This is a genomic window from Alcaligenes sp. Lyrl_28, from assembly GCF_051948705.1.
In the GTDB taxonomy this organism is placed as follows: Bacteria; Pseudomonadota; Gammaproteobacteria; order Burkholderiales; family Burkholderiaceae_B; genus Alcaligenes; species Alcaligenes ammonioxydans.
The window spans coordinates 869,200-892,031 of the sequence record NZ_JAYJLG010000001.1 but is presented as its reverse complement, the minus strand read 5'-3'; the positions used below and the strand labels follow the sequence as shown (position 1 = coordinate 892,031).

At 57.0% G+C, this 22,832-nt stretch carries 19 protein-coding genes and 3 tRNA genes; 10 read left to right on the top strand and 12 right to left on the bottom strand.

Translation table 11 applies throughout. The features are described 5' to 3' along the window. The first annotated feature begins 9 nt into the window (after positions 1 to 9). The 5 genes from VF694_RS04035 to VF694_RS04015 are packed head-to-tail and all read left to right on the top strand — an operon-like array spanning position 10 to position 4,453. The gene (locus VF694_RS04035) at positions 10 to 906 is read left to right on the top strand and encodes a branched-chain amino acid ABC transporter permease (protein WP_039943692.1); all 897 of its coding nucleotides are present in this window, start codon (positions 10 to 12) and stop codon (positions 904 to 906) included. Then, a complete protein-coding gene (locus VF694_RS04030; protein ID WP_003803280.1) occupies positions 903 to 1,889 on the top strand; it encodes a branched-chain amino acid ABC transporter permease in 987 nt (328 codons plus the stop codon). Before VF694_RS04035 ends, VF694_RS04030 begins: the two co-directional genes overlap by 4 nt. Then, positions 1,886 to 2,635: an ABC transporter ATP-binding protein gene (locus VF694_RS04025; protein ID WP_003803282.1), complete on the top strand. Its 750-nt coding sequence runs from the start codon at positions 1,886 to 1,888 to the stop codon at positions 2,633 to 2,635. Before VF694_RS04030 ends, VF694_RS04025 begins: the two co-directional genes overlap by 4 nt. Continuing rightward, a complete protein-coding gene (locus VF694_RS04020) occupies positions 2,625 to 3,287 on the top strand; it encodes an ABC transporter ATP-binding protein (RefSeq protein WP_003803284.1) in 663 nt (220 codons plus the stop codon). The genes VF694_RS04025 and VF694_RS04020 overlap by 11 nt, the downstream gene beginning before the upstream one ends. Positions 3,288 to 3,298: 11 nt before the next feature. Next, the gene (locus VF694_RS04015; protein WP_219235009.1) at positions 3,299 to 4,453 is read left to right on the top strand and encodes an iron-containing alcohol dehydrogenase; all 1,155 of its coding nucleotides are present in this window, start codon (positions 3,299 to 3,301) and stop codon (positions 4,451 to 4,453) included. A 326-nt stretch (positions 4,454 to 4,779) separates the two neighbouring features. Here the strand turns inward: VF694_RS04015 and VF694_RS04010 are convergent, their stop codons facing one another. Beyond that, positions 4,780 to 5,685 (bottom strand): alpha/beta hydrolase, encoded by a 906-nt coding sequence (locus tag VF694_RS04010; protein ID WP_440163727.1) that lies wholly within the window; start codon positions 5,683 to 5,685, stop codon positions 4,780 to 4,782. 262 nt (positions 5,686 to 5,947) lie between these two features. On the opposite strand from VF694_RS04010, the gene VF694_RS04005 reads away from it, so the two are divergent. Both VF694_RS04005 and fauA read left to right on the top strand, forming a co-directional pair. Continuing rightward, positions 5,948 to 6,898, top strand: a complete 951-nt coding sequence (locus VF694_RS04005) for a helix-turn-helix transcriptional regulator (RefSeq protein ID WP_219235005.1) — start codon at positions 5,948 to 5,950, stop codon at positions 6,896 to 6,898. A gap of 161 nt (positions 6,899 to 7,059) precedes the next feature. Continuing rightward, a complete protein-coding gene (gene fauA / locus VF694_RS04000) occupies positions 7,060 to 9,258 on the top strand; it encodes a TonB-dependent alcaligin siderophore receptor FauA (RefSeq protein ID WP_240209386.1) in 2,199 nt (732 codons plus the stop codon). A gap of 51 nt (positions 9,259 to 9,309) precedes the next feature. Here the strand turns inward: fauA and VF694_RS03995 are convergent, their stop codons facing one another. From VF694_RS03995 to VF694_RS03980, 4 genes are all read right to left on the bottom strand, one after another. Beyond that, entirely contained in the window at positions 9,310 to 11,526 is a 2,217-nt protein-coding gene (locus VF694_RS03995) for a putative bifunctional diguanylate cyclase/phosphodiesterase (RefSeq protein ID WP_440163725.1), read from the bottom strand. A gap of 279 nt (positions 11,527 to 11,805) precedes the next feature. Further along, positions 11,806 to 11,881: transfer RNA gene (locus VF694_RS03990), tRNA-Gly, on the bottom strand. Between the two features lie 36 nt (positions 11,882 to 11,917). Next, positions 11,918 to 11,991, bottom strand: a tRNA-Cys gene (locus tag VF694_RS03985). 42 nt (positions 11,992 to 12,033) lie between these two features. Then, positions 12,034 to 12,109: transfer RNA gene (locus VF694_RS03980), tRNA-Gly, on the bottom strand. Between the two features lie 314 nt (positions 12,110 to 12,423). Here VF694_RS03980 and murB point away from each other — a divergent pair. After that, positions 12,424 to 13,434, top strand: a complete 1,011-nt coding sequence (gene murB / locus VF694_RS03975) for a UDP-N-acetylmuramate dehydrogenase (RefSeq protein ID WP_062946408.1) — start codon at positions 12,424 to 12,426, stop codon at positions 13,432 to 13,434. A 192-nt stretch (positions 13,435 to 13,626) separates the two neighbouring features. Here murB and VF694_RS03970 read toward each other — a convergent pair whose 3' ends face one another. From VF694_RS03970 to VF694_RS03960, 3 genes are all read right to left on the bottom strand, one after another. Further along, positions 13,627 to 14,988, bottom strand: a complete 1,362-nt coding sequence (locus VF694_RS03970; RefSeq protein WP_440163723.1) for an MFS transporter — start codon at positions 14,986 to 14,988, stop codon at positions 13,627 to 13,629. 155 nt (positions 14,989 to 15,143) lie between these two features. Further along, positions 15,144 to 16,391 (bottom strand): iron-containing alcohol dehydrogenase, encoded by a 1,248-nt coding sequence (locus VF694_RS03965; RefSeq protein ID WP_440163721.1) that lies wholly within the window; start codon positions 16,389 to 16,391, stop codon positions 15,144 to 15,146. Further along, the gene (locus VF694_RS03960) at positions 16,388 to 17,104 is read right to left on the bottom strand and encodes an alpha/beta fold hydrolase (protein WP_059318037.1); all 717 of its coding nucleotides are present in this window, start codon (positions 17,102 to 17,104) and stop codon (positions 16,388 to 16,390) included. Before VF694_RS03960 ends, VF694_RS03965 begins: the two co-directional genes overlap by 4 nt. A 138-nt stretch (positions 17,105 to 17,242) precedes the next feature. Between VF694_RS03960 and VF694_RS03955 the strand changes: the two genes are divergently transcribed. After that, complete coding sequence (locus VF694_RS03955; RefSeq protein WP_003803305.1) at positions 17,243 to 17,965, top strand: GntR family transcriptional regulator; 723 nt, start codon at positions 17,243 to 17,245, stop codon at positions 17,963 to 17,965. A 14-nt stretch (positions 17,966 to 17,979) separates the two neighbouring features. Here the strand turns inward: VF694_RS03955 and VF694_RS03950 are convergent, their stop codons facing one another. The 3 genes from VF694_RS03950 to VF694_RS03940 all read right to left on the bottom strand — a co-directional run bounded on the left by VF694_RS03950 (position 17,980) and on the right by VF694_RS03940 (position 20,390). Further along, entirely contained in the window at positions 17,980 to 18,798 is an 819-nt protein-coding gene (locus VF694_RS03950) for a sterol desaturase family protein (RefSeq protein ID WP_003803307.1), read from the bottom strand. Positions 18,799 to 19,105: 307 nt separating this feature from the next. Continuing rightward, positions 19,106 to 19,897 (bottom strand): 4-hydroxy-tetrahydrodipicolinate reductase, encoded by a 792-nt coding sequence (gene dapB, locus VF694_RS03945; protein ID WP_003803308.1) that lies wholly within the window; start codon positions 19,895 to 19,897, stop codon positions 19,106 to 19,108. A gap of 25 nt (positions 19,898 to 19,922) precedes the next feature. Continuing rightward, entirely contained in the window at positions 19,923 to 20,390 is a 468-nt protein-coding gene (locus tag VF694_RS03940) for an outer membrane protein assembly factor BamE (RefSeq protein WP_230406187.1), read from the bottom strand. Between the two features lie 146 nt (positions 20,391 to 20,536). Between VF694_RS03940 and fur the strand changes: the two genes are divergently transcribed. After that, positions 20,537 to 20,992: a ferric iron uptake transcriptional regulator gene (fur, locus tag VF694_RS03935; RefSeq protein WP_003803312.1), complete on the top strand. Its 456-nt coding sequence runs from the start codon at positions 20,537 to 20,539 to the stop codon at positions 20,990 to 20,992. Positions 20,993 to 21,176: 184 nt separating this feature from the next. On the opposite strand, the gene recN is transcribed toward fur, so the two are convergent. After that, positions 21,177 to 22,826: a DNA repair protein RecN gene (recN, locus tag VF694_RS03930; protein ID WP_003803314.1), complete on the bottom strand. Its 1,650-nt coding sequence runs from the start codon at positions 22,824 to 22,826 to the stop codon at positions 21,177 to 21,179. Between the last annotated feature and the right edge of the window lie 6 nt (positions 22,827 to 22,832).

Genomic DNA, 22,832 nt, shown 5'->3' with positions numbered 1-22,832 from the left:
AAACCGACTATGTCTCTTCTTTCTGCTGCCTTAATAGATGGCATCATGTACGCCGCCTGGCTGTTTCTGGTCGCGGTCGGACTCACGCTGATCTATGGTGTGATGAAGATCCTGAACATGGCCCACGGCAGCCTCTATACCATTGGCGCTTACACCGCTGTCACCATGGTGACGCAGTGGCTCTCTACCGATCACAGCCCGTACGGCAGCTATCTGATGCTGATCCTGGCCGCGGTCATTGCCGGTCTGGTGCTGGGTCTTGTCATTGAATACGGCCTGCTGCGCTTTTTCTACCAGGAAGAGCCGGTTGTCTCTTTGCTGATTACCTATGCGGTATTCCTGATCCTGGAAGATACCGTCAAACTGGTCTGGGGTGTCGATCCTTACGTGATCGCCGAGCCTTACGGTTTGCTGGGTAACGTCGAATTCGGTGATCTGTTCTACCCCACCTACAGCTTTGTGATTGTCGTGGCGGCCATTCTGGCTGGCTTGTGCCTGACCTTGTTCCTGAAGTATTCGCGTCAGGGCCGCATCTTGCTGGCCGTGATTCATGACCGTGAAGTCAGTCAGGCCATGGGCATCAATGTGCAACGCTACTTCCTGCTGACCTTTATTGCCGGTGCCACACTGGCTGCGCTGGGTGGCGCGCTGACGGCCCCCACAATTTCTGTGGCGCCCGGCATGGGGGTGGAGGTCATTGTGATGGCTTTCGCCGTGGTCGTGATTGGCGGTCTGGGCTCCTTGCCCGGCGCTGCGCTTGGCGCAGTGATTGTTGGCCTGGTGCGCTCTTTTGCTGTTCACTACTGGCCCGAAATCGAACTTTTCTCCATCTACGCGGTAATGGCCTTGGTGCTGGCCGTCCGTCCTAAAGGACTGTTTGCTGCTGCCGAGGCCCGAAAGATATGAACAAGACCAACATTACGCTTAAGCAGGGCATGATTGCCCTGACCATTACGGTGGCTGCCCTTATTGTGGGCTTTGGCCTGCCATCCTGGCAGTTTCTGATTACAGTGGCGCTGGCCAAGGGGTTGGTTGCCCTGGGCGTGGTGCTGTTGCTGCGCTCGGGCCTGGCCTCTTTCGGTCAGGGTCTGTACTACTGCATTGGCGCCTATGGCGTCGGCATGGCCATGAACTATCTGGACTGGCGCGAAACCGTCATCCTGCTGCCTTTTGCCGCCGCTTGTGCCGCGTTGCTTGCCTGGGTGCTGGGTTTTCTGCTGGCTCGCTACCGCGATATTTTCTTTGCCATGCTCAGTCTGGCGCTGTCCATGATTATGTACGGCCTGCTGGTGCGTAACCCCAGCCTGGGCGGCAGTGACGGTTTTAATGTTCATGCTCCCTCTTTTCTGTGGGGAACGTTCGCCGATACGTTGTCGCGTCCGGGTGTGTTTGTCCTGACCGTGGTGCTGGTCGGTGTGGTGCTGTGGGCCATGCAAGGCTTCTTGCGCAGCCGCGCCGGTCGTCTCGGCCCAGCGATCAAGGACAATGAAATCCGCGTTGAATACCTGGGGGCTTCGGCCTACCGCAATATTCACCTGAGCTACGTGCTGGCTGCCGCGCTGGCCGGTCTGGGCGGTGCCCTGTCCTCGCTGAGCATCGGTCACGTAGACCCTGAACTGGCGTTCTGGACCACCTCGGGCGAGTTCATCTTCATTGCTGTGCTGGGCGGTACTCGTAATGCTTACGCGCCTTTCCTGGGTGCCTTGAGCCTGGAACTGATCCGCACACTGGCCTACCAATATGCCCCTAACACCTGGCAGATTGTCATGGGTGTCAGCATGTTGGCCCTAATTGTGTTTTTGCCCGGTGGCCTGATCAGTATTTTGAACCGTCGCAATGCGGCTGCTACCTCCAACGATTCTTCTTCACCGACAGGGGCCCGCTCATGAGTCAGTCACCCTTGATTTCCGCTAAAGGTTTGTGCAAGCAGTTTGGCGCTGTCCACGCTGCACGCGATATGACCGTTGATATCCATGCGCAAACCATTACGGGCCTGATTGGCACCAATGGCGCAGGTAAAACCACCTTCGTGAACATGTTGACCGGCTACATGAAGCCGGACTCGGGCAATATCTTTTTTGCCGGTCGCGAGATTACGGGTTTGCCACCACGGGAAGTGACCCGCATGGGTATCGCCCGTTCTTTCCAGATTCCGCAGCTGTTTACCTCGCTGAACGCCCTGGAAAACGTGGAAATTGCCCTGGGCGTGGCCAAACAGTCCTTGTCCGAAGCCAGTGCAATTCTGGAGCGTTTCGGCCTGAGCGCTTTCTCCCAGTCCCAGGCAGGCACCTTGCCCGAAGGGATTCGCAAGTTGCTGGACATTGCGCTGGCCATGGTGGCCCAGCCTAAAGTGCTCTTGCTGGACGAGCCCACCAGTGGCGTTGCCAGTGACGAGAAATTTGAAGTGATGGACCGCGTCATGAAAGTGGTCCGTGATGCGGGCGTGACGGTTCTGTTTGTGGAGCACGATATGGAAATCGTGCGTCGCTACAGTGATCGCGTGCTGGCTTTCTACGACGGCACCATTTTGGCCAACGGCACTCCAGACGAAGTGCTGGCCCATGAGCAGGTTCGTGAATACATCATCGGCGAGCCGGTGGGACGCAATAAACAGGAGGCCGATCATGCTGCTTGATGTCAAAAATCTGGATGTACGTATTGGCCCGACCAGCATCTTGCGCCAGGTAAACCTGCAAGTGCGCCAAGGCCAGATCGTGGGTCTGGCCGGCCGTAATGGGGCAGGTAAAACCACGCTGATGCGTACGGTAATGGGCTTGCTGGCCGTGGAAAACGGCTCGATTCAGTTCGATGGGCAGGAGCTGGCCAAGATGCCCGCTTACCGTCGCACCAGCTTGGGCATGGGTTTTGCCCCCGAGGATCGCAAATTGATCCCTGAGCTGAGCGTGGAAGAGAACATCCGCCTGCCCGCCTGGGCACTGAAATCTCAGGATATCGAAGCGCGTCTGGACCGTGTCTGGCGCATCATCCCGGAATTGAAGGTGTTTGGCCCGCGCCGTGCCTTGCAGTTGTCCGGAGGGCAACAAAAGCTGGTTGCCATTGGGCGCGCCTTGATGACTGCCGACAAGCTGCTGTTGCTGGACGAGCCTTTTGAAGGCGTCGCGCCTGCGCTGTCCAAGCGTATTGCGGAAGTGGTGGGCGAGCTGAGCAAAGAAGGCTTCAGTGCTTTGTTGTCGGGTGCCGACTTGCAGCACGCCGGCAATGTGATTGATTACACCTACCGGATGGACCGCGGCCGTATCGAAGTACCGCAGCCCGCCATACCATAAGGAGAAAGCCCATGTCGGCATTCGAGTTCAGAACCACCCCCGCTATTTACGTTGAAAGCGGAGCCGCTGCCCGGCTCGGCCAGATCCTGCGCAAGCGCTACTCGCAAGAGCGTGTTTGTCTGGTGACTGACCGATTCCTGCACGAAAGCGGTCTGCTGGACCCTGCACTGGCTGATCTGAAAGCCAACGGCTGGACCGTGCAAGTGATTGATGATGTGATTGCCGATCCGCCCGAGCATATTGTCCTGCAGGCGACCGAGCGCGCCCGTCAGGCCAAGACGGAAATCGTGGTTGGTTTGGGGGGCGGCTCGTCGATGGACGTGGCCAAGCTGCTGGCTGTGTTGCTGGCGTCGGACCAGCCCCTGCAAGAGATGTATGGCATTGATAAGGTGCGCGGCTCACGCCTGCCCTTGGTGCAGATTCCGACCACAGCGGGAACAGGGTCGGAAGTGACGCCTATTTCCATCGTGACCACCGGCGAGACCACCAAATCCGGTGTGGTCGCTCCCGAGCTGTACGCCGACCTGGCCATTCTGGACTCGGAACTGACATTAGGTCTGCCTCCCCGTATTACGGCGGCGACCGGTATCGACGCCATGGTCCACGCCATCGAGGCCTACACCAGCCGTATCCTGAAAAACCCGCTCTCGGACAACCTGGCCAAACAAGCCCTGCGTCTGATTGGCGGCAAGCTGGTACACGTTTGTCGCAACGGCCAGGATGCCGCTGCACGTCAGGACATCCTGCTGGGCGCCACGCTGGCTGGTCAGGCTTTTGCGAACGCCCCCGTGGGTGCCGTACACGCATTGGCTTACCCGATCGGCGGTATTTTCCACGTGCCACATGGCTTGTCGAACTCGCTGGTTCTGCCGCACGTTCTGCGCTTTAACGCTCCGGCTGCAGCCCCGTTGTATGCCGAGCTGGCTGAAGTGCTGATTCCCGGCATCCAGGGTGATGAGGCCTCCAAGACCGAAGCCTTCATCCACTTCATGGAACAGATCGCCATTGATACCGGCATCGAGCGCCAACTGCGCGACGTGGGTATCAAGGAAAGCGACTTGCGTCGTATGGCCCAGGAAGCCATGAAACAAACCCGTCTGCTGGGCAACAACCCCCGCGACGTGACCGAAGACGACGCTTTCGCTATTTACAGCGCCGCGTTCTGATAGACCGCTTACAGCGGAAACCGTTTTGCCTGAGTCTGGTGCTGTGCCGGCTCAGGTTTTTTTTGTTCTAGGAAAAGCAAGCCTCAACGAGTAGGGCAGGAAGGGGTAGCCAAGCGGGTACTTGCGAGTCTGCAGACTAAGGTAGGGTGTTGCTCACGTCGTCTGCTTTGCCTTTCTTTTTTTCTTTGGCCTCGGTGTCAGCCCGCTGTGCTGCTGCGTCAGCTGCGCGACGAGGACTAGGGCTGTTTTCTACTCAAGGCGGCGTCGTCCAGTGCCGTTGGGAATAGGGGCTGACCGGCTCAGGAGGAGGCTTTGGGTGGGCATTATTATTGTGCGGCCATTCTCAGCGCTGGTTTCAAGGAGGCGGCCAGCATTTGCCTATGATTCAGTTCGCTAAAGTTTTCGTAACTGACATTCAGCCCCGCATCCCGCAGATACGTGGCCAGATCCTGGGTAGACCAGTGTGCTGCGGCATTGCTCATGGAGGTATTTCTGCGCTGCCCGCCAACCAGGATGGCGATGTGCTTGTCCTTCGCCAGCGACGTATCAAAGGCCAGGGCAGTCTTGACCAGAATGCCATCGTGCCACCATAAGGAGGGATCCCCCGCGACGTAGCGATGGTATCGATCGGGACGGTTGAACAGGGTGTACAAGGTGAACAAGCCGCCGTACGAGTGGCCCCATAGCGTCTGGCGCGAGCGGTCAATCAGTTCGCGGTTTTCGACCATCGGCTTGATCTGCGTTTCGATATAGTCCAGAAAAACATCTGCGCCGCCACCCAAACGGCCCCGGACTTCCACCGTTTTGTTCGGGCCGTTGTCTATGACGGGAGGCGTGTAGTCAAAAGAACGGGCAAGCACATCGTGGCGGGCATCGGTCTCATAGCCAATGGCGACCAGAACCGGGGCAGATAGGGCACTGATGGCTTTCAAGTCGTCCACCTCGATACTGGCCATGGCGGCATTGCCATCCAGCATGTAAATCACGGGATGACCGCGTGCAGGAGCAGGGCGGTTTGGCGTACCGATCTGGATTTTGTAGCGCCGCTGGCCGTCCTGCGAGTTCATGAACAGCGTCTCAAAGCGGTACAGGCTTTGTTGCTGGTCCACGATGGTAGGACCTACTGGCTCGTCCCAGGGGCGGGTGCTTTGCTGGGCGTAAGTATGAGCGGCAAGGGTGAGGGTCAAGCAGAGCGTGACGGCATTGAGCAGAAAGCGGGGTAGGAAAGTCATTATCAAGGTGTGAAACGGGAAAATTAATTGCTAATGATTATTATTACATCTCAGGGCTTCAGGAAGAGTAAACCCATTTTGTTTTCCCGTCCCTTTTGATAAGCCCAACGCGGTTGACGGGCACGAGGGAGACATAAAGCCACCATATAATTGAGAATGTGTGTTATTCTCAATTACGCCGTTTCCCCTTGCCGTCGTGGCCTGCTCTGGTAAAGAGAAGGAGCTGCGGGTCTGGCTTGAGCATTTCCCCCTCTCGATTGCTATGATCAGATTTACGGTATCGGACTTTAACCGGCTCGGTAGTCCGATGGGTTTCCGCTATTGCTTGCCGGAGTACACCGGCCCGAAGCAGGACATGGAGCAGCTGTGCATTGCTCAGGGCAAGGTGCAGGACTATGAGCTTCGGCCAGGCATGAAGATGGTGCTGTCGGACATCATCACTCATCATCAATACGCAGCGACCTCACTGGCCGCCCCGCAGTTTTCAGCAATTGTCATTGTGCGGGGGCGGGCACACGCGCAGCTTGCCAAGCAGAGTTCGCTTAGCATGACGGCCCAACGGGGAGCCACAATTGCCCATGCTGATGCCTTGAACGTGACAGGAATTCACCCTGCCGGGCAGCGCCTGCGGGGCCTTAATATCACCATGAGCACCCCAGACAGTCTGGCTGATTCGCCGCTGGGCGAAGCCCTGACTGGCGTCATGGCTTCAACGCAAATATGGTTGCAACCCTGGGCCGTACCCCCTCACTTGCTGACCGCTATCGACCAATTGATCGACAGCCCCTTGCAAGGAGCATTGCATCACCTGTTGCTGGAGGGGATCAGCCTGCAAGTGTTGGCCCACGCGCTGGATGGACTGGCTCGAAGCACAGAAAAAAATTCCCCTGTCTCGATCCGTGATCGGCAATTGCTCGAACGCGTTAAAGAATGTCTCTATCAGGCCCCCGGCGAGGATCACACTCTGGCTGAACTGGCGCGGCTGGCCTGCATGAGCCCCAGCACCTTGCGCTTGAAGTTTCAGGCTGTCTATGGATGCTCGGTTTTTAGCTGGCTGCGTGAACGCAGGTTGGAACTGGCGCGTGAATATCTGATGCAAGGGGGGAGCGTGCAGCAGGCGGCGCACTCTGTCGGATACCGCCATGCCACCAACTTTGCGACGGCATTTCGCGAGCGCTACGGCATATCGCCTAGCGAGTTGAGCCAAGCTTGATAGATGTGCTGGCCGATGCGATTCGGCGGCGGTGGCGAGCTGGGCGCCAGTACAGCCAGGACGGGTGTTTGGCATAGCGTTTTTGCGTTTGTGAATACATCACTACCAAATGTGTAGATGATAATTATTCGCATCTAAAACCTATGCCGAGATTGACCTTCATGTCTGCTGTTTTTTCCAGCTCTGCCTGCTTGCGTGTCCGTCTACTGACGTCCCTTTCCCGGTCAGCCCTGTGGTTGGCGACGGCCGCCAGCCCCGTCTGGGCGCAAGGCAGTGCGCCTGAACCCTCACCGGTGGAGTTATCCGTGATTACCATTCAAGGCAGTCGGGACCCGGGTGTGACAGAAACCAGCGGGTCCTACACCGCCAAGGCCATGAGCACGGCCACTGGTTTGTCACTGTCCATTCGGGAAACGCCACAGTCGGTCAGCGTGGTCAGCCGTCAGATGATGGATGATAGGGGTATGCAAACGACGGCAGATGCGCTGCAAAGCGCGCCGGGTGTTTCGGTGACGCGCAGCGACACCAACCGCTATTCGTTCTCGTCCCGTGGCTTTGCCATAGATAACTACCAATTCGACGGCTGGACTCAGCCTGTTCTGTCTCCCTGGGCGTTCGGAGAGAGTAATCTGGATTTGGTGGTATTTGACCGGGTGGAGGTGGTGCGCGGTGCCACCGGTTTGATGACAGGCGCGGGTAACCCTTCTGCAGCGGTCAACTATGTGCGCAAACGGCCTTTACGGGACTTGGCGTTCTCGGCCGGGGTGCAGACCGGTAGTTGGGATTTCGCACGAGGCTACGCAGACGTTTCTGCACCGATTAGCCAGGATGGTCGTGTGCGCGGGCGTCTCGTGGGCGCTTATGGCAAGGGTAATAGCTACACGGATTGGCAGGATACGCAGACGCGTACGCTGTATGGCGTAATGACGGCTGACCTGATCCCGGGGATGGAGCTGAGCGGCGGGGTGGCCTATCAGTCCAGCGCCAATAATGGCTTTGGCAGCGGTTTCCCGCTGTTTTATAGCGACGGCTCGCGTACGGACTTCAAGCGCTCGGTTTCCAACAATAGTGATTGGTCACGTATCGAGAACGACACACTCACTGGCTTTGTGGATGTCAGCCACCAGTTTGCCAATCACTTGAAACTGCGCCTGAGCTATAACCAGTCGCATACGGATGCGTCCATGAAACAGATTTTCCGCGGGGGCTATCCGGACCGGGACACGGGTCTCGGGATGTCCAACTCCTATTCGTTTTATAAGGGGGAAGTGCGTCGCCAGGCTTTCAATGCTGCTTTGTCGGGGCCTGTGGAGCTGTTTGGCAAAGAGCACGAGTTTTCGGTGGGGTGGACGACATCTCGGGATCGAGTCTCCTTTCCCCAGTATCGTGCCATGGCGCCGTTGCCGGATGCGGGCAGCTTTTATCAGCCCGGGCTTGTGTCCGAGCCGGTCTGGTCCGCCAATCCTTCCCAGGCGGATGATACGGATAACCGACAATCGGGAGCTTATGCCGTGGCCCGTCTGAGCCTGCGGGATAATCTGCGCTTGATGGTGGGCGGGCGGTTGAGCAATTGGGAAACGGACCAGACCTACTTTGGTGCTAAACGTCAGTATCGTCATCGGAATGAATTGATTCCTTATGCTGGCCTGACTTATGACTTTGATGACAGCTATACGGCCTACGCCAGCTATACAGCGATTTTCAAACCGCAAAATGCACGCGATGAGCAAGGTGAGATTCTTGCGCCGATCACGGGTACAAGTTACGAACTCGGGCTGAAAGCGGCCTGGCTGGACGGACGGTTAAATGCTGCGGTGTCTGTCTTTCAGACGCGACAGGACAACCTGGCTCAGGCTACTGGCAAGCAGGTGATGGGCGCGCCGCCCAACACCCCTGCTTATCGCCCGGTCTCGGGTGCCAAGGTAGAGGGGATTGAGCTGGAACTGGGCGGTGAAGTGATGCCCGGTTGGAACGTGGCCAGCAGCCTGACTACGTTTACCGCCAAGGATGCACAGGGCAAGCCTATTAACACAAACAAGCCGCGTACCTTGTTCAAGCTCTTTACCACGTACCGCATGCAGGGAGATTGGCAAGGACTGACAGTGGGCGGTGGCATCGATTGGCAAAACCGCATGTACCAGGATGCGACCGCGCCGGGGCGCAACGTGGTCAAGGTAGAGCAGGGCAGCTATGCCATCGTCAACGTGATGGCCCGCTATGACTTTAACAAGCGTATGTCTGCCACCTTGAACGTGAACAACCTGTTTGACAAGAAGTACTACTCGCAGATCGGTTTTTATAATCAGGGCTGGTATGGCGCGCCTCAGAACGTAATGCTGTCCCTGAAGGCGCAATATTGAGACTGGGCCAAGGGCGGGCTCGCCCTTCTGTGAAGCCCGCTTGTGCCGATGCTAGGGACCGATAATGGGTTTTCTATCGAGTAGGCAAGGTTTGAGTGGGCCTTTGTGCTGGATGAATTGTGTTGTGAATGTGTCGGCACAAACCGGCTTGCCATACAAATAACCTTGTACTTCGGGGCATTCATTACTTCTCAGGAACTGAAGTTGCTCCTCGGTTTCCACGCCTTCTGCAATGACATCCAGACCAAAGTTTTTAGCCAAGTAGATAATCGCCTTGACCAGGGCGGCGTTCCCGGTATCTTCGTGGACATTGCGGATAAAAGAGCGGTCAATTTTCAGTCGGCTGACTGGGTAGGTTTTGAGCAGGCTCAATGATGCATAGCCCGTCCCGTAGTCGTCGAAGGCCAGGCCAATGCCGAGGTCACGTAAACTGTGGAGCAGGTTCTTGGTCACCATGTCGTTGCGGAACAAGGATGTTTCCACAATCTCCAGTTCCAGACAGTGCGCTGGCAGGCCTGTTTCAGCCAGGATGGTGCTGATCGTGGAGCGCAGACGATTGGTTCGTAGCTGTGCCTCGAACAGGTTCACGCCAATCCGAAAAGTGGGGATGGTCGCGTGCCAGTGCGCGGCCTGACGGCATGCCGTGCGTATTATCCACGCCCCTATGGCAGGGGCAGACTGCTTTTCGTTGAGCACATCAATAAAAGAGACCGGGGATAACAAGCCTCGTGTTGGATGATTCCATCGGAGCAGCGCCTCCGCGCCGGTTAGCAATCCGCTGCGGGTAGAGACCTGGGGTTGGTAGAAAAGCTCAAACTCCCCGTGTTCAAAAGCCAGGCGTAGCTCCCGCTCGAACGATCTGCGTGCGACCGCCACTTCACGCAAGAGTGAAGAGAACATCACGTAGTGTCGTTTCCCGGAGGATTTGGCTTTGTACAGCGCCAGATCGGCAGCGTTCAGAACCTCCTCGGCGCTGGTGCCGTGCACCAGCGTCAGCGCCACTCCCATGCTGGCACTGGTTTCAATAACCTGGCCAGCAAAGTTGCAGGGTGTCGCCAAGGTATTGAGCAGCGTTTGAGCCGCGATGCGGGCAGCCTGCTCCTGATTGCCGGGTAGCAAGGCCACAAACTCGTCGCCGCCCAGTCGAGCAAGCATGATCGCGTCAGGAAAGGCGGACTTCATTTGCTGTGCGATATGTTTGAGGACGGCATCGCCGGCGGAATGTCCGAAGGTGTCATTAATCTCCTTGAAGTCATCCAGATCAATCAGCAAGATGGTGGCGGGCGCTTCTTCGGCAAGTGTCTGGGCAAGGCGTGCCTGCCACATTCCCCGGTTGGCAAGCCCTGTCAGGGCATCGAGCGAAGCCAGCTGGAACAGTCTTTCTTCATGGTGCCGCCGCGCCGTGGTGTCTCGAACAATGGCGCCGATATGGCGTGAGCCGGCCTCAGTCCAGGTCGATAGGGAGAACTCTGCCGGGAATTCGGTGCCATCCTTGCGCAAAGCGGACAGTTCGATCCTGCGGTCAGGCAGTTTCATCTGTTCGCCCTGCTGGAGTCGGACAAGTTCGTGCTCGTAAACCTTGCGCCAGTTGTCAGGCACAATGATCGAGCCGGGTTGCCCCAGAATTTCTTCCGCTACATAGCCAAAGATCTTTTCGGCAGAATGATTCCATAAGGTAATGCGGCCATGCTCATCCGAGCCGATGATGGCATCGGGAGAGGCGGTCGCGATATTTTCAAATCGGGCTTTGCTGACTGATGGAGTCTGTTCCAGACGACGGGCTTGCATGCGTTCCATGATCAGGCTGGCCAGATCGGACAGATTGGCTCGCTCGTCATCGCTAAAGGCTTGTCGTGGCTTGGTATCAATCAGGCACACGGTGCCTAATCGTTCTCCTGTTGGGGCCAGCAGCGGCTTTCCGGCATAAAAGCGAACGAAGGGCGGGCCTGTGACTAAAGGGTTCGAAGCAAAGCGTGGATCTTGCAGGGCATCGGGGATCAGTAGAATGTCATTGGACAGGATGGCATGTGCGCACAAGGAATCAGCGCGACTGATCTCGTTCAGGTCCGTACCCACGCGCGCCTTGAAAAACTGTCGATCTTTATCGATCAGTGTGATCAGAACGATGGGAACCTTGAATAGCCTGGCCGCCAGGTTGGCGAGTCGGTCAAACTCCTCGGTGGGAGGGGCATCGAGCAGTTTGTACTCCGCCAGGGCGCGTAGGCGACGATCTTCTTCGACAGATACCGGGTAGGAGGGGGCGCTCATGGTTGTCCAGTGCTCCATAGGGTCGGCTGTAAAAAACAATCAGTAACGGGGCCCATCTCGATAAAGTGACGCTGGTGGACGATGATGATTTCCGTTTGTTCCACGTCATGACAGCTTAGCGGTATTTATACCTCGGGGCGGGGCACGTTGCCTTATTGAGACGCTAGCGGTGATGCGCCTCAGACAGGGACGAGCCGGGTTTGGTACGGATGTTCTTGGGAGGAGAGGGAAATGGCAGGACGAAAAAAAGCCCAAACCGAAGTTTGGGCTTTTTGAATTTGGAGCGGGAGACGAGTCTCGAACTCGCGACCTCAACCTTGGCAAGGTTGCGCTCTACCAACTGAGCTACTCCCGCATTTTTACTGCATTACCGACTTGTGACCAGCATTACTGGAGGCGCAAGCCGGAATCGAACCGACCTAGACGGATTTGCAATCCGCTGCATAACCACTCTGCCATTGCGCCGTGGTCGATTAAAAAGGGAAGCCTAGGCTTCCCTTAGGAATCTGGAGCGGGAGACGAGTCTCGAACTCGCGACCTCAACCTTGGCAAGGTTGCGCTCTACCAACTGAGCTACTCCCGCATTTTGCTGTGCAGATTGAATCTGTTTTCAGCGTTTTACTTATTAGCTGGTGCTGATTAAGTAAAGAAAGCTAGTTTAAAGTGGCTTTTTTTGTTTGTCAAGTTTTTTTGATAATTTGCACACGCTTTCATCAAAACTGCTGAACAAACTTTACTGCCTGCAAACTGCTTTTTGCTGCCAAACGGACGCTGCGTCAAGCAAGAACGTAAATTTAGTCTGCAAGACGTATCCCTGTCAAGAGATTCTGTAATTTTTTCCGGAAAATTGTCTGTCCGAGCTATGCTTATTGCTTTCTTGGATCGTGGGACTGGGTCGTGGACAGGCAGCATAATGTTGATTTGAGCGCTTTTAACACCTTGGGTCTGGATAGCTGTGCACGTGATCTGGTGGTGTACGAACAGCTTGGCCAGCTACCGGAGTTGCAGGCTGCGGTGGAGCAGGGCGAACGTGTTTTCGTCCTCGGCGGGGGCAGCAATGTCGTGCTGGCCGAGCAACTCGATGCCTTGGTGATCAAAGTGCAAAGCAAAGGAATTCGCTTGCTGGCCCAGCATGACGATGGCTTTATAGTGGAAGCGCAGGCAGGCGAATGCTGGCATGACTTTGTGCAGTACTGTTTGCAACAGGGTTGGCCCGGTTTGGAAAATCTGGCGCTGATCCCCGGCACAGTGGGCGCCGCTCCGGTTCAGAATATCGGTGCTTATGGTCTGGAGTTGGAGCAACGAGTTCACAGTGTGCTGGCCTGGAGTTTTAAAGAGGGCCGATTGCTGGAACTGTCAGCACCAGAATGTGGTTTCGCTTATAGAGACAGCCGTTTCAAACGCGATCCTGCCGGTAGTTGGTTGATTGTGGCGGTACGTTTCATGCTGCCTCGTCCCTGGATGCCCGTGCTGGAGTATCCCGACCTGAACAAACAAGCCCACCTGGCAGGTAAGCCGGACCCGGAAACGATTTTTCAGGCCGTCTGCGATATTCGTCGTCAAAAGCTGCCAGACCCCAAGGTTCTGGCTAATGCAGGTAGCTTTTTCAAGAATCCGGTGGTGCAGACCGCGCAGCGCGATGCGCTAAAACAGCAATGGCCTGATCTGGTGTCTTACGACGTGGGACAGGGGCGGTGCAAGCTGGCAGCGGGCTGGTTGATTGAGCAGTGCGGCTGGAAAGGGCGGACGGATGGCGCTGTGGGGGTGCACGACAGGCAGGCTTTGGTGCTGGTCAATCATGGTGGTGGAACCGCTGCGGATATTGGGCGGCTGGCAACAGCGATCCGAGCCTCGGTGCGGGAGCGCTTCGGCGTCGAGCTGGAGCAAGAACCCGTTGTGGTGGCTTAGGCCTGGCGGCTCTCTAGGGTTTGGCGAATCGTGGCTCGTAGCTACGTTGCGTCGGGCAAGCCCGGTCAACTCAGGGATGAGGCAGACCGATAAAGGGAAACCCCGTGTCGGCGCGTTGCACTGACACGGGGTTTTTGCTGGTGACGTTGCTGCTTGTTCAAAAGGCCTGGCAGCCCGTCCGGCTCTTGTTCGTCAGGCTGATACTTCTTCCAGAGAACGACCTTTGGTTTCCACCCCGAGGGCGACGACCACTAAGGCGGCAATCGAAAAAGAGATGGCGCCCAGCGTAAATACGCCGGTATGCCCGGTCCACGGCAAGATAATGCCAACCAGCAGAGGGCCGAGCAGGGAACCGAGGCGACCAATAGACGATGCAAACCCGGCTCCGGTACTGCGTGTCCGCGTGGGATAGAGCTCAGGTGTATAGGCATACAAGACCGACCACATGCCAAACATGAAGAACTGCATGCATAGCCCGGCACCGATCAATTGTGCGACCGGCGCCTGACTGGTGGCGACGTGCCCATAAATAAAGGCGCAGCCTGCGCTACCGAATAACATGAGTGCCATGGTGGCCTTGCGCCCCCATTTTTCGAGCAACCAGGCCGAGAAAATGAAGCCCGGAATGCCTGCCAGGGAAATATAGATGGTATAGGTCACGGACTTGGTGACCGCGTATCCTGCCTGTTGCAACAGCGCACCCAGCCAGGTGGTCAAGCCGTAGTAACCGAGCAGGGAGAAAAACCACAGCATCCACAGCATCAAGGTGCGGCGTGCATATTGGCCTTGCCAGAGTTGGGCAAACAAGGCGCCGCGCTTGAGTTTTTCACAAGGGCTGGGAGGCAGGGGCAAGGGCAGTGCCTGACCACCATTGGCCTGAATGACTTTATGCTCAAAAGCGCTGGTCACCTGCTCGGCGCGTTCGTTATGTCCTGCTTCTTCCAGCCAGCGGGGTGACTCCGGTACCCAGCGGCGAATTACGAATACAAACAGGGCAGGGATGGACAAGGCAATGAAGATTCCACGCCAGCCTATATAGTCCAGGCTGAGATAGGTCAGAATCCCGGCACTGATAAAGCCCAGCGGCCAGAAACCTTCCAGAATTGCAATATAGCGACCACGGCTTTTGGCGGGCACAATTTCCGAGACCATCGCCAGGCCGATAGGGAATTCCATCCCCATGCCAAACCCGAGCAGTACCCGAAAGGCCATCAGTTGCTCGACGTTTTGGGCCAGCCCACAGGCCAGACTCCCCACTCCCCAAAAAATCATGCTCCATTGAAAGACGGGCTTGCGGCCGTACTTGTCTGCCAGCATGCCTGCAATGGCCGCACCTAAAAACATGCCTAAAAAGCTGGAGCTGGCCAGCAGACCTGCCTGCGCCGTGCTCAGTCCCATTTCTGCCTTGATGGAACCCAATACAAAAGTCATGATGCCCAGGTCCATGGAGTCAAAGAACCAGGCGGTCGCAATAATACCGAACAGCATGCGTTGATAGCGAGTCATGGGCAATCGCTCCAGACGATTGGCCACATTGGGGGATACGGCTGTCATAGGTGTCTCCTGTAGGTCCGCTCTTGTGGCGGGTTTTATGACTAGGTGACCTGTCGTCAGGCCAGGACAGGTCTTTGTTCTTTTGCTGATATATTACATGGATACTAGTGGTATCTGGCCCAGGGTTAAATACTGGTATGTACTTAGCTGGCTAATTAATTAAGGATGAAATGAGTGGCCAATGAGCCCTCAAAAGCGTGTCGGATAATGCGCTGATAGGCGCTGGTACGATCAGCCACCGGGAAGGCTTTGGCAAGACGGGTGACTTGCAGCGCATCGTGCAGCAGGCCTTCCAGTTGGTGTTCCTGCACGCCGCATTGGCGTAGATCGGTGGGGATGCCCAATTGTTCGATTAATGAACGCGCATAGGCGGGCAGTGCCAGCACGGCGTCTTCTGTCTGGTCGGTTGGCATGCCCAGAAGCTGGGCGACTTCCCGCAACTCTGGGGCACGGGTCTCACGCAGTTCGTCCAGAACATAGGGCAGCAAGACGGCATTGGTGGTGCCGTGAGACTGATGCGTCAAGCCGGCCAGAGCGTAGGCGATGCCATGCACGGCATTTAAGCCCGCCGTGCCATAGGACAGGGCTGCATAGTAGCTGGCGCTGGCCATGCCGTCCCTGGCTTCGGTGTCGGTGCCGTCGCGATAGGCTCGCAGCATGTAGTGTCCGCACAGCCGTATCGCTTCGCGTGCAAACATCATCGTCAGGCCGGAGCGGCCGCTATAGCCCGGGTCAGGGCTGCCGCCGCGGTCAAACAGGCTGGCGTCTTGTGTGACAAATGATTCAATTGCATGGGTTAGGGCGTCAATACCGGCATCGGCGGTGACGCGGGGCGGGCAGCTATCGCTCAGTTCAGGGTCGATGACGGCAATGGCGGGGCGTAGGGCGTTGCCCATCACGGCGATCTTGGTGGCGTTGTCGGGATCGACCAGAATCGCCCCTGGTGTGGCTTCCGAGCCTGTGCCGGAGGTGGTGGGCAAGGCGATCAGAGGCAGGGGGCGGGTGTGGGCAGGCCAGGTACCGCTGTACGCTCGTATGGTTTGGCCAGTTGGCACGGTCAGGCACAGCGCTTTGGCCAGATCGATATTGCTGCCGCCTCCCATAGCCAATACATAGTCGATGGGCTGCTCGGCCAGATGAGCCCGCACGTGCTGCGTGGCCTGATCGCACAAAGTGGTGGAAGGATCGGGCTGGCCACCATCAAACACCACAATCTCAATGCCCTGTTCCTTACAGGCGTCAATATGGTCCTGAACCCAGCGGGTCTGGGTGGTGAAAAAACGGTCAGTAATCACTAAGCCGCGGCGCCAGCCCAAATGGGCGATCAAGGCAGGAAGCTCATGGCGGCAGCCGCGCCCCATCAAGGTACGGGGGGGCGGGCAAAAGAAAACGTGCGTGTTCATGTGGTAGTCCTTGCAGTGCAAAAAGAGTCGATCAAAGAAGCGATCCGGTCGGGATGCGAGCTTAAAAGGCTGTGGCCCGCACCAGGCAAACTGTGCAAGCTGGCTTGCGGCAGTGCCTGCGCTAACAGGCGGGCATGTTCAATGGGGCAGTCCTGGTCTTGATCGCCATGAATAATCAATGAGGGGATGGAAATGCGAGGCAACTGTGCGTACTGGTCGTGATGTCGGTTGGCCAGCCAGGTCCAGGCCACATCTTGATGGCCGGCCGCCTGGCTCAGGCCCAGGCGTTGCTCACGTTCTGCAATTTCCTGCAGCAAGGCGGGGGTGTGCTCAGACTTGAACCAGCGGGTTTGATTCAGGCTGGGGGTACCCGATATCAGCACCAGGGCCTGAGGGAGCACAGCCTGTTCTTCCAGTAGCGTCAGGCAGGTTTGCAGCACAATCGATACGCCCAGGCTCCAGCCAGCCAGAACATAGGGTGTCGTGGCCGGCAAGGCGGCAATAGGGATGCGCAGATCGTGGACAAATTGGCTCAGCTCATAATCCTGCTGGCAGGTACCGTAGTGGGCGTCCCCCCGGCCTCGTAAATCCGGAGTCTGCCAATGCGGTGAAAGTGAACTGGCCTGGACGACTGGCAGCCAGCTGCGTTGAGTGCCTTGAATGCCATGAACAGCAAGGATGGCCGGGGCAGTTGAAGGGCAGGCAATGCTCATGTGGCTTCCTGGAGTAAAGAAATACAACTAAGATATGAGATTGTTGTCTGGCTCTGCTCAGTGCGTGCACCGGGGGGGCAGCAGACCTCAGGTATCAGGTTTCAGCAGCGAACGCTGCGTTTTTAAGGCAGGGTTAGCATGGTCACAAGCAAGCGGAAGGTAGCGGGAAAGGAGCGGTCTCAGGACGAGACGCGGGAAATCAAGGCCTTGACAGAACCCAAGCCCAAGCTCACGGACATTGCTTACGAGCGCTTGGAAGAAGCCATCATTACCTTGAAGTTGCCGCCGGGCAGCATTGTGTCGGAGCTGACCTTGAGCCAGATGTTCGAGATTGGCCGCACCCCCATTCGGGAAGCCATTCAGCGCCTGGCACGTGAACACTTGATGTTGGTGTTGCCGCAACGCGGCCTGTTGATTCCCGAGCTGGATATGCCCAAGCAGTTGCGTCTGATCGAGACACGGCGGGAAATCGAACGCTTGATCTGCCGCAGTGCGGCAAAGCGGGCGACACGGGACCAACGCGAGCAGTTCAAGGGCTTGCATGACGCTTTCCTGGAAGCGGCTGCCCAGAATGATGAAGTCAGTTTCATCCGGGCAGATCGACGGTTAAATGAGCTGGAAATCGAGGCCGCACGCAACGAGTTCGCGGAAGGGGCCATGCGCCTGACTCACGGCCTTTCCCGCCGATTCTGGTTTTGCCACTATCAGCAAAACCCGGACTTGACGGAAATGGGCAGACTGCATGCCGATCTGGCCATGACTATCGCGGGCGGTGATGTGGACCAGGCCGGAAAAAGCCTGGACCGGTTGATGGATTACATTGAAGAGCTCGCTCGCACGACGCTGATCTCCAGCTTGTAAACAAGGTCGGGGTCTTAGTTAGCCAGACCGCGCTCCAGCGCGTGTGCCTCTTCCTGTTTCAGGGCGGGGCCATCGGTGGTGTCACCCGTGTCTTCAAAGCGGAAGCGGCGAATAATGGGCTTGAGCTCTTCCTTGACGTGTTTTTCGCTGTAGCCATTGAACAGGTGGCCCAGCAGACCACGGCGCAGATCGGTGGTGCCCATGGCCCAGTCGGCGATGGGGAAGGTCAGGTTCATGTTGTACTTCATCATGATGCCCTGGTTGTGATGAGCGGTATGGTGGCGGCGAATTGTGTTGATAAAGGGCATGTTGCGCACAAAGCTGTTTTCATGGACGTGACAGCAATAGTGAAAAGCCTCGTACACCAGGTATTGCGCCACCATGGTCATGAACACAAAGTAGCCCGCATTGGGGTTGATAAGGGTAGCGGCCAGCCAGCCCAGGATGCCACCCCCGATACCCAGGGTGAGCAGGACTCGCCAAGGGAAAAAGACGATCCGGAACTCCTTGCTCGAATCAATGGTTGCTTCGTTATCGGTGAAGTATTGGTGGTGCTGGCGGGTGTGACGCTCATAAATTTCCCGTAAACCAATAATGTTGATGCGCCGATGCATGACATAGCGGTGCATGGCCCATTCCACAAAATTGCCCGCCAGAAAGACGGGGATGATGATCAGCCATTCCCAGCCTACCGACTGCAACTGACTGATGCTGTAGTAAATCGCTGCCAGCCCCACGACATACGTTACGAGGACATGAACAATACCGTTATAGGCGGGGCTGATATTGGATTTGTATTCCTCGCGGAACTTGCGTTGGCGTTCGCTCATCATCTTGTCTGTCTCCTGCAGAAAAGTTTATTCTTTGAATATCCAACTGACATATTAGTGATATTTTTCTTTACGTCAAGCAGGGAAAATAGGGGGGGTGCACCAGCGCAGTGCGTTTGAAACGCGCACGCCCTTGTGGGCGCCTGCCTGGAAACGTGTTTAGGGTGGGAGAAAGAGACCGTAAGGGGGCGCAGATCAGTGAGAAAAGAAGCGTCTTTCAATACACTGTTTGCCGGGCAGACGCCGCTTGAGGGAAAAAAAAGCCGGCTCGAAAGCCGGCTTGTTATGAGCGCGTTTGCAAGTGCGGCACTTACAGGCCCAGCACGTCCTGCATGTTGTACAGACCGGTGCTTTTATCACCCAGGAAACGGGCCGCACGCAGGCTGCCATTGGCGTATCCGGCACGGCTGCTGGAGCGATGCGAGATCTCGATGCGTTCGCCTTCACCGCAAAAAAATACGGTGTGGTCGCCCACAATATCGCCACCGCGCACCACGGAAAAACCAATGCGGCCGTCCTGACGCACGCCGGTGTGGCCGTGACGGGCCCAGTCAGCTACGTCATTCAGGGATTCTCCCCAAGTCTTGGCGATGGCCTCGCCCATTGCCAGTGCGGTCCCCGAAGGGGCATCTACCTTGTTGCGGTGGTGGGCTTCAAATACCTCGGCGTCGTAGCCCTGGCGGAGCAAAGCAGCGGCCATTTCGATCAATTTCAGGGTGGCATTGACACCAACGCTCATGTTGGGCGCAAAGACAATGGCAATTTCGCGGCCAGCCGCCTGAATCTGCTGTTTCTCGGTTTCGGAAAAACCGGTGGTGCCAATGACCAGACGGGTGCCGTGTTGCAGGCAGGCGTCCAGATGGGCCAGGGTGCCTTCGGGACGGGTGAAGTCGATCAGGCAGTCGGCCTGGGCCAGAACGTTCAGGTCGTCCGTGACCATGATGCCCGTTTCTTTGCCCAGAAAAGCGCCAGCGTCCTGACCGATTGCTTGGGAGCCGCGGTGGTCCAAGGCAGCGGCCAGGGTCAGGTCGGTGCTGTTCAAGACAGCTTCAATCAGCATACGGCCCATACGGCCGTCTGCGCCAGCAATGGCAATGCGCATGAATCCTGTGTCCTTAACGTAAAGCTTAAAGCGTGGGCTGGGAGCCGCTCACGCTGGGGGTGGGGGCGGCACTATCGCTGTCTGCGGGAGGCGGCGTCTGTTTTTTGCCGGTGTCGCTGCGCTCGAAAGGCTGGCGATCCGGCTGCTCATCGCCCTGCCAGCGAACCAGCGTATCGCCTTCAAACCAGACCGTGAACTTGCGTTGTTCGCTCTTGCCATAGCCGGGCTTGTTCAGGTAGGGGTAGTCCCAGCGGTCGGCGTTGAAAATGTCCTGCAAAGTGGGAGAGCCCAGCAGGTAGCGAACCTGTTCGCGCGTCATCCCGGGTTGCAGGCGCGCCACCTGCTCGGCAGTGATCCAGTTCCCCTGCTGAATGTCGGCGCGGTATGGGAAACCCCATTTGGAAGATCCGCAAGCGCTCAGGGCGGCGGCAGCCAGACTGGCTGCGAGTATGGCGCGGATGACAGGAGTGAATGAATTGGCCTTCTTCTGCACGAAATGCCCCAGTAGGAATAAAATCGTTATCATATAAGGGTTTAGGAAAAAGCGCATGAATTGCGCATTGAACCGCCTCAAGACGAGCTGGTTTTTAACCAGGGCGGACTTGAGATCCATCCCCATCAAGATGCGATAATTTAGCCATGAACGATCAAAATGAACTGAAGAACATGGGGCTTAAGGCGACTTTTCCGCGCCTGAAGATTCTGGATATTTTTCGCCGCTCCGATCAGGACGGACAACGACACCTGAGCGCGGAAGACGTCTACCGCCTGCTCATCGCCGAAGAAGTCGATATTGGTCTTGCCACGGTGTATCGTGTGCTTACCCAGTTCGAGCAAGCCGGCATTTTGGTGCGCAGCCAGTTTGACGGTGGCAAAGCCGTCTTTGAACTCAATGACGGCGATCATCACGATCACCTGATCTGCACCAATTGTGGTGTGGTTGAAGAGTTTACCGACAGCAATATCGAGGCTCGCCAGCACCAGGTCGCCAAGGACCACGGTTTTGTGCTGGAAAGCCATACGATGCTGTTGTATGGCATTTGCCCTAAATGTTCGGAAGCGGGCAAACAGGCCAAGCCTATCTTGCGCGGTTAATCCGTTTTGATAGTGCCCGCAGGCGTGTAATCTGATGATTGGGGGCAGGATAGCCAGGCAGGCATCCTGAAAATTCAAAGAATAATCAGATCGGGGCTGCAGGGCTGATCAGGACGGCACAAAAAAAACCACCAGTGGCTTTTGGCGCTGGTGGTTCAAATTGTCATTGAACGACAAGACGAATTCAACGCTGGCGTGCCAGCATTTCTCGTGCGTGTTCACGCGTGGTCTGGGTAATTTCCAGTCCTCCGAGCATACGGGCAATTTCATCTACCCGCTCCTGTTCAGACAAGGGGCGGATGGAGGAAAAAGTCTGGCCTTGCTCGCTTGTTTTTTCGACCTTTAAATGATGATTGCCGCAAGCAGCGACCTGGGGCAGGTGGGTCACACACAAGACCTGATGGCGTGCCCCCAGTTCTTGCAGCAATCGTCCTACCACTTCGGCCACGGCGCCGCCCACACCGGTATCTACTTCGTCAAAAATCAAGGTGGGCACACGAGCCGCCTGGCTGGCGATGACGGACAGTGCCAGGGATATCCGGGCCAGCTCACCGCCGGAGGCTACTTTGGCCAGCGGTCGAGGGGTGACCCCTTCATGGCCAGCCACCAGAAACTCCACCTGTTCAAGACCGTGAACCTGCGGGGCGCAGGCGGTCAGGGCAACCTCAAAACGGCCGCCTTGCATGGCCATGGACTGCATCGCCTGGCTGACCTGCTTGCTCAGCTGCACACTGGTTTTGCGCCGTGCCGCGCTCAGTTTTCCGCCCAGCTCCTGATAGTGCTGTTCAGCCTGCCGAGCCCTGGCTTGCAAGGCGTGCAAATCAAAAGATTGCTGTAGCTGAGCGAGCTGTTCTTGCCAGGTTTCCAGCAGACTGGGCAGGTCTTGCGGCTCGACTTTCAGTTTGCGAGCGGCACTGAAAATGGCCGATACCCGTTCCTCCGCCTGAGCCAGGCGTTCCGGGTCCAGCTCCATATCGCTTAAATAACTGTTCAAGTCTGACGCCGCCTCGGTCACGGCAATTTGCGCCGACTCCAGGGCATCGACAATGGCCTGCAGACCAGGGTCGTGGCGCAGCAGAGCGCTCATTTCATGACTGGCTTTGCCCAGCAATTGTTGTACCGAGGTCTCTTCGCCGTCCAGCGCGTTCAAGGCCAGGGCACTGCCATCAATCAGGGCTTGGGCATGGGACAGGCGAGTGTGTTCCTGCTGCAGCTGATCCCATTCCCCGGGGCGCAGATTCAGGCTGGAGAGCTCATTGATCTGCCATTCCAGGCGTTCCTGTTCGCGTTTGCCCTGTTCTGCGCTCTGGCTGGCCTGTTCGACGGCCTTGCGGGCCTGGCTCAGTTGTTGCCAGGCCTGGGCGACTTGTCGTGCCAGTGGCAAATGGCCACCCTGGCTGTCGAGCAGGTCGTACTGGCTTTGGGGATTCATCAGGCTTTGGTGCGCGTGCTGGCCATGAATATCGACCAGTAGTTCGCCCAGTTCACGCAACTGGGTCAAGGTGGCTGCGCCACCATTGATGTAACTGCGGTTGCGACCCTGCTGGTCGATCAGGCGGCGCAGTATCAGCTCATCAGAGACATCGAAGTCGCGCTCGCTTAGCCAGCCTTGAATATCGGGCGGGCAATCGAAATGCGCGCTGACCTCGGTACGGGTGCAGCCCTCGCGTATGGCTTTGGCGTCACCGCGAGCTCCCAGTACCAGTGAGAGGGCGTCAATCAGGATGGATTTGCCAGCGCCGGTCTCCCCGGAAAAAACCGTGAAGCCGGAGTCGAAATCAATCGTGGCTTGATCCACGATTACAAAGTCTCGAACGTGCAAGGTACGGAGCATAGGGGT

Bases quoted from the DNA above. Each gene is read 5' to 3' on its own strand.
- VF694_RS04035 (WP_039943692.1), top strand. From the start codon at position 10: ATGTCTCTTCTTTCTGCTGCCTTAATAGATGGCATCATGTACGCCGCC.
- VF694_RS04030 (WP_003803280.1), top strand. From the start codon at position 903: ATGAACAAGACCAACATTACGCTTAAGCAGGGCATGATTGCCCTGACC.
- VF694_RS04025 (WP_003803282.1), top strand. From the start codon at position 1,886: ATGAGTCAGTCACCCTTGATTTCCGCTAAAGGTTTGTGCAAGCAGTTT.
- VF694_RS04020 (WP_003803284.1), top strand. From the start codon at position 2,625: ATGCTGCTTGATGTCAAAAATCTGGATGTACGTATTGGCCCGACCAGC.
- VF694_RS04015 (WP_219235009.1), top strand. From the start codon at position 3,299: ATGTCGGCATTCGAGTTCAGAACCACCCCCGCTATTTACGTTGAAAGC.
- VF694_RS04010 (WP_440163727.1), bottom strand. From the start codon at position 5,685: ATGACTTTCCTACCCCGCTTTCTGCTCAATGCCGTCACGCTCTGCTTG.
- VF694_RS04005 (WP_219235005.1), top strand. From the start codon at position 5,948: ATGATCAGATTTACGGTATCGGACTTTAACCGGCTCGGTAGTCCGATG.
- fauA (WP_240209386.1), top strand. From the start codon at position 7,060: ATGTCTGCTGTTTTTTCCAGCTCTGCCTGCTTGCGTGTCCGTCTACTG.
- VF694_RS03995 (WP_440163725.1), bottom strand. From the start codon at position 11,526: ATGAGCGCCCCCTCCTACCCGGTATCTGTCGAAGAAGATCGTCGCCTA.
- VF694_RS03970 (WP_440163723.1), bottom strand. From the start codon at position 14,988: ATGACAGCCGTATCCCCCAATGTGGCCAATCGTCTGGAGCGATTGCCC.
- VF694_RS03965 (WP_440163721.1), bottom strand. From the start codon at position 16,391: ATGAACACGCACGTTTTCTTTTGCCCGCCCCCCCGTACCTTGATGGGG.
- VF694_RS03960 (WP_059318037.1), bottom strand. From the start codon at position 17,104: ATGAGCATTGCCTGCCCTTCAACTGCCCCGGCCATCCTTGCTGTTCAT.
- VF694_RS03955 (WP_003803305.1), top strand. From the start codon at position 17,243: ATGGTCACAAGCAAGCGGAAGGTAGCGGGAAAGGAGCGGTCTCAGGAC.
- VF694_RS03950 (WP_003803307.1), bottom strand. From the start codon at position 18,798: ATGATGAGCGAACGCCAACGCAAGTTCCGCGAGGAATACAAATCCAAT.
- dapB (WP_003803308.1), bottom strand. From the start codon at position 19,897: ATGCGCATTGCCATTGCTGGCGCAGACGGCCGTATGGGCCGTATGCTG.
- fur (WP_003803312.1), top strand. From the start codon at position 20,537: ATGAACGATCAAAATGAACTGAAGAACATGGGGCTTAAGGCGACTTTT.
- recN (WP_003803314.1), bottom strand. From the start codon at position 22,826: ATGCTCCGTACCTTGCACGTTCGAGACTTTGTAATCGTGGATCAAGCC.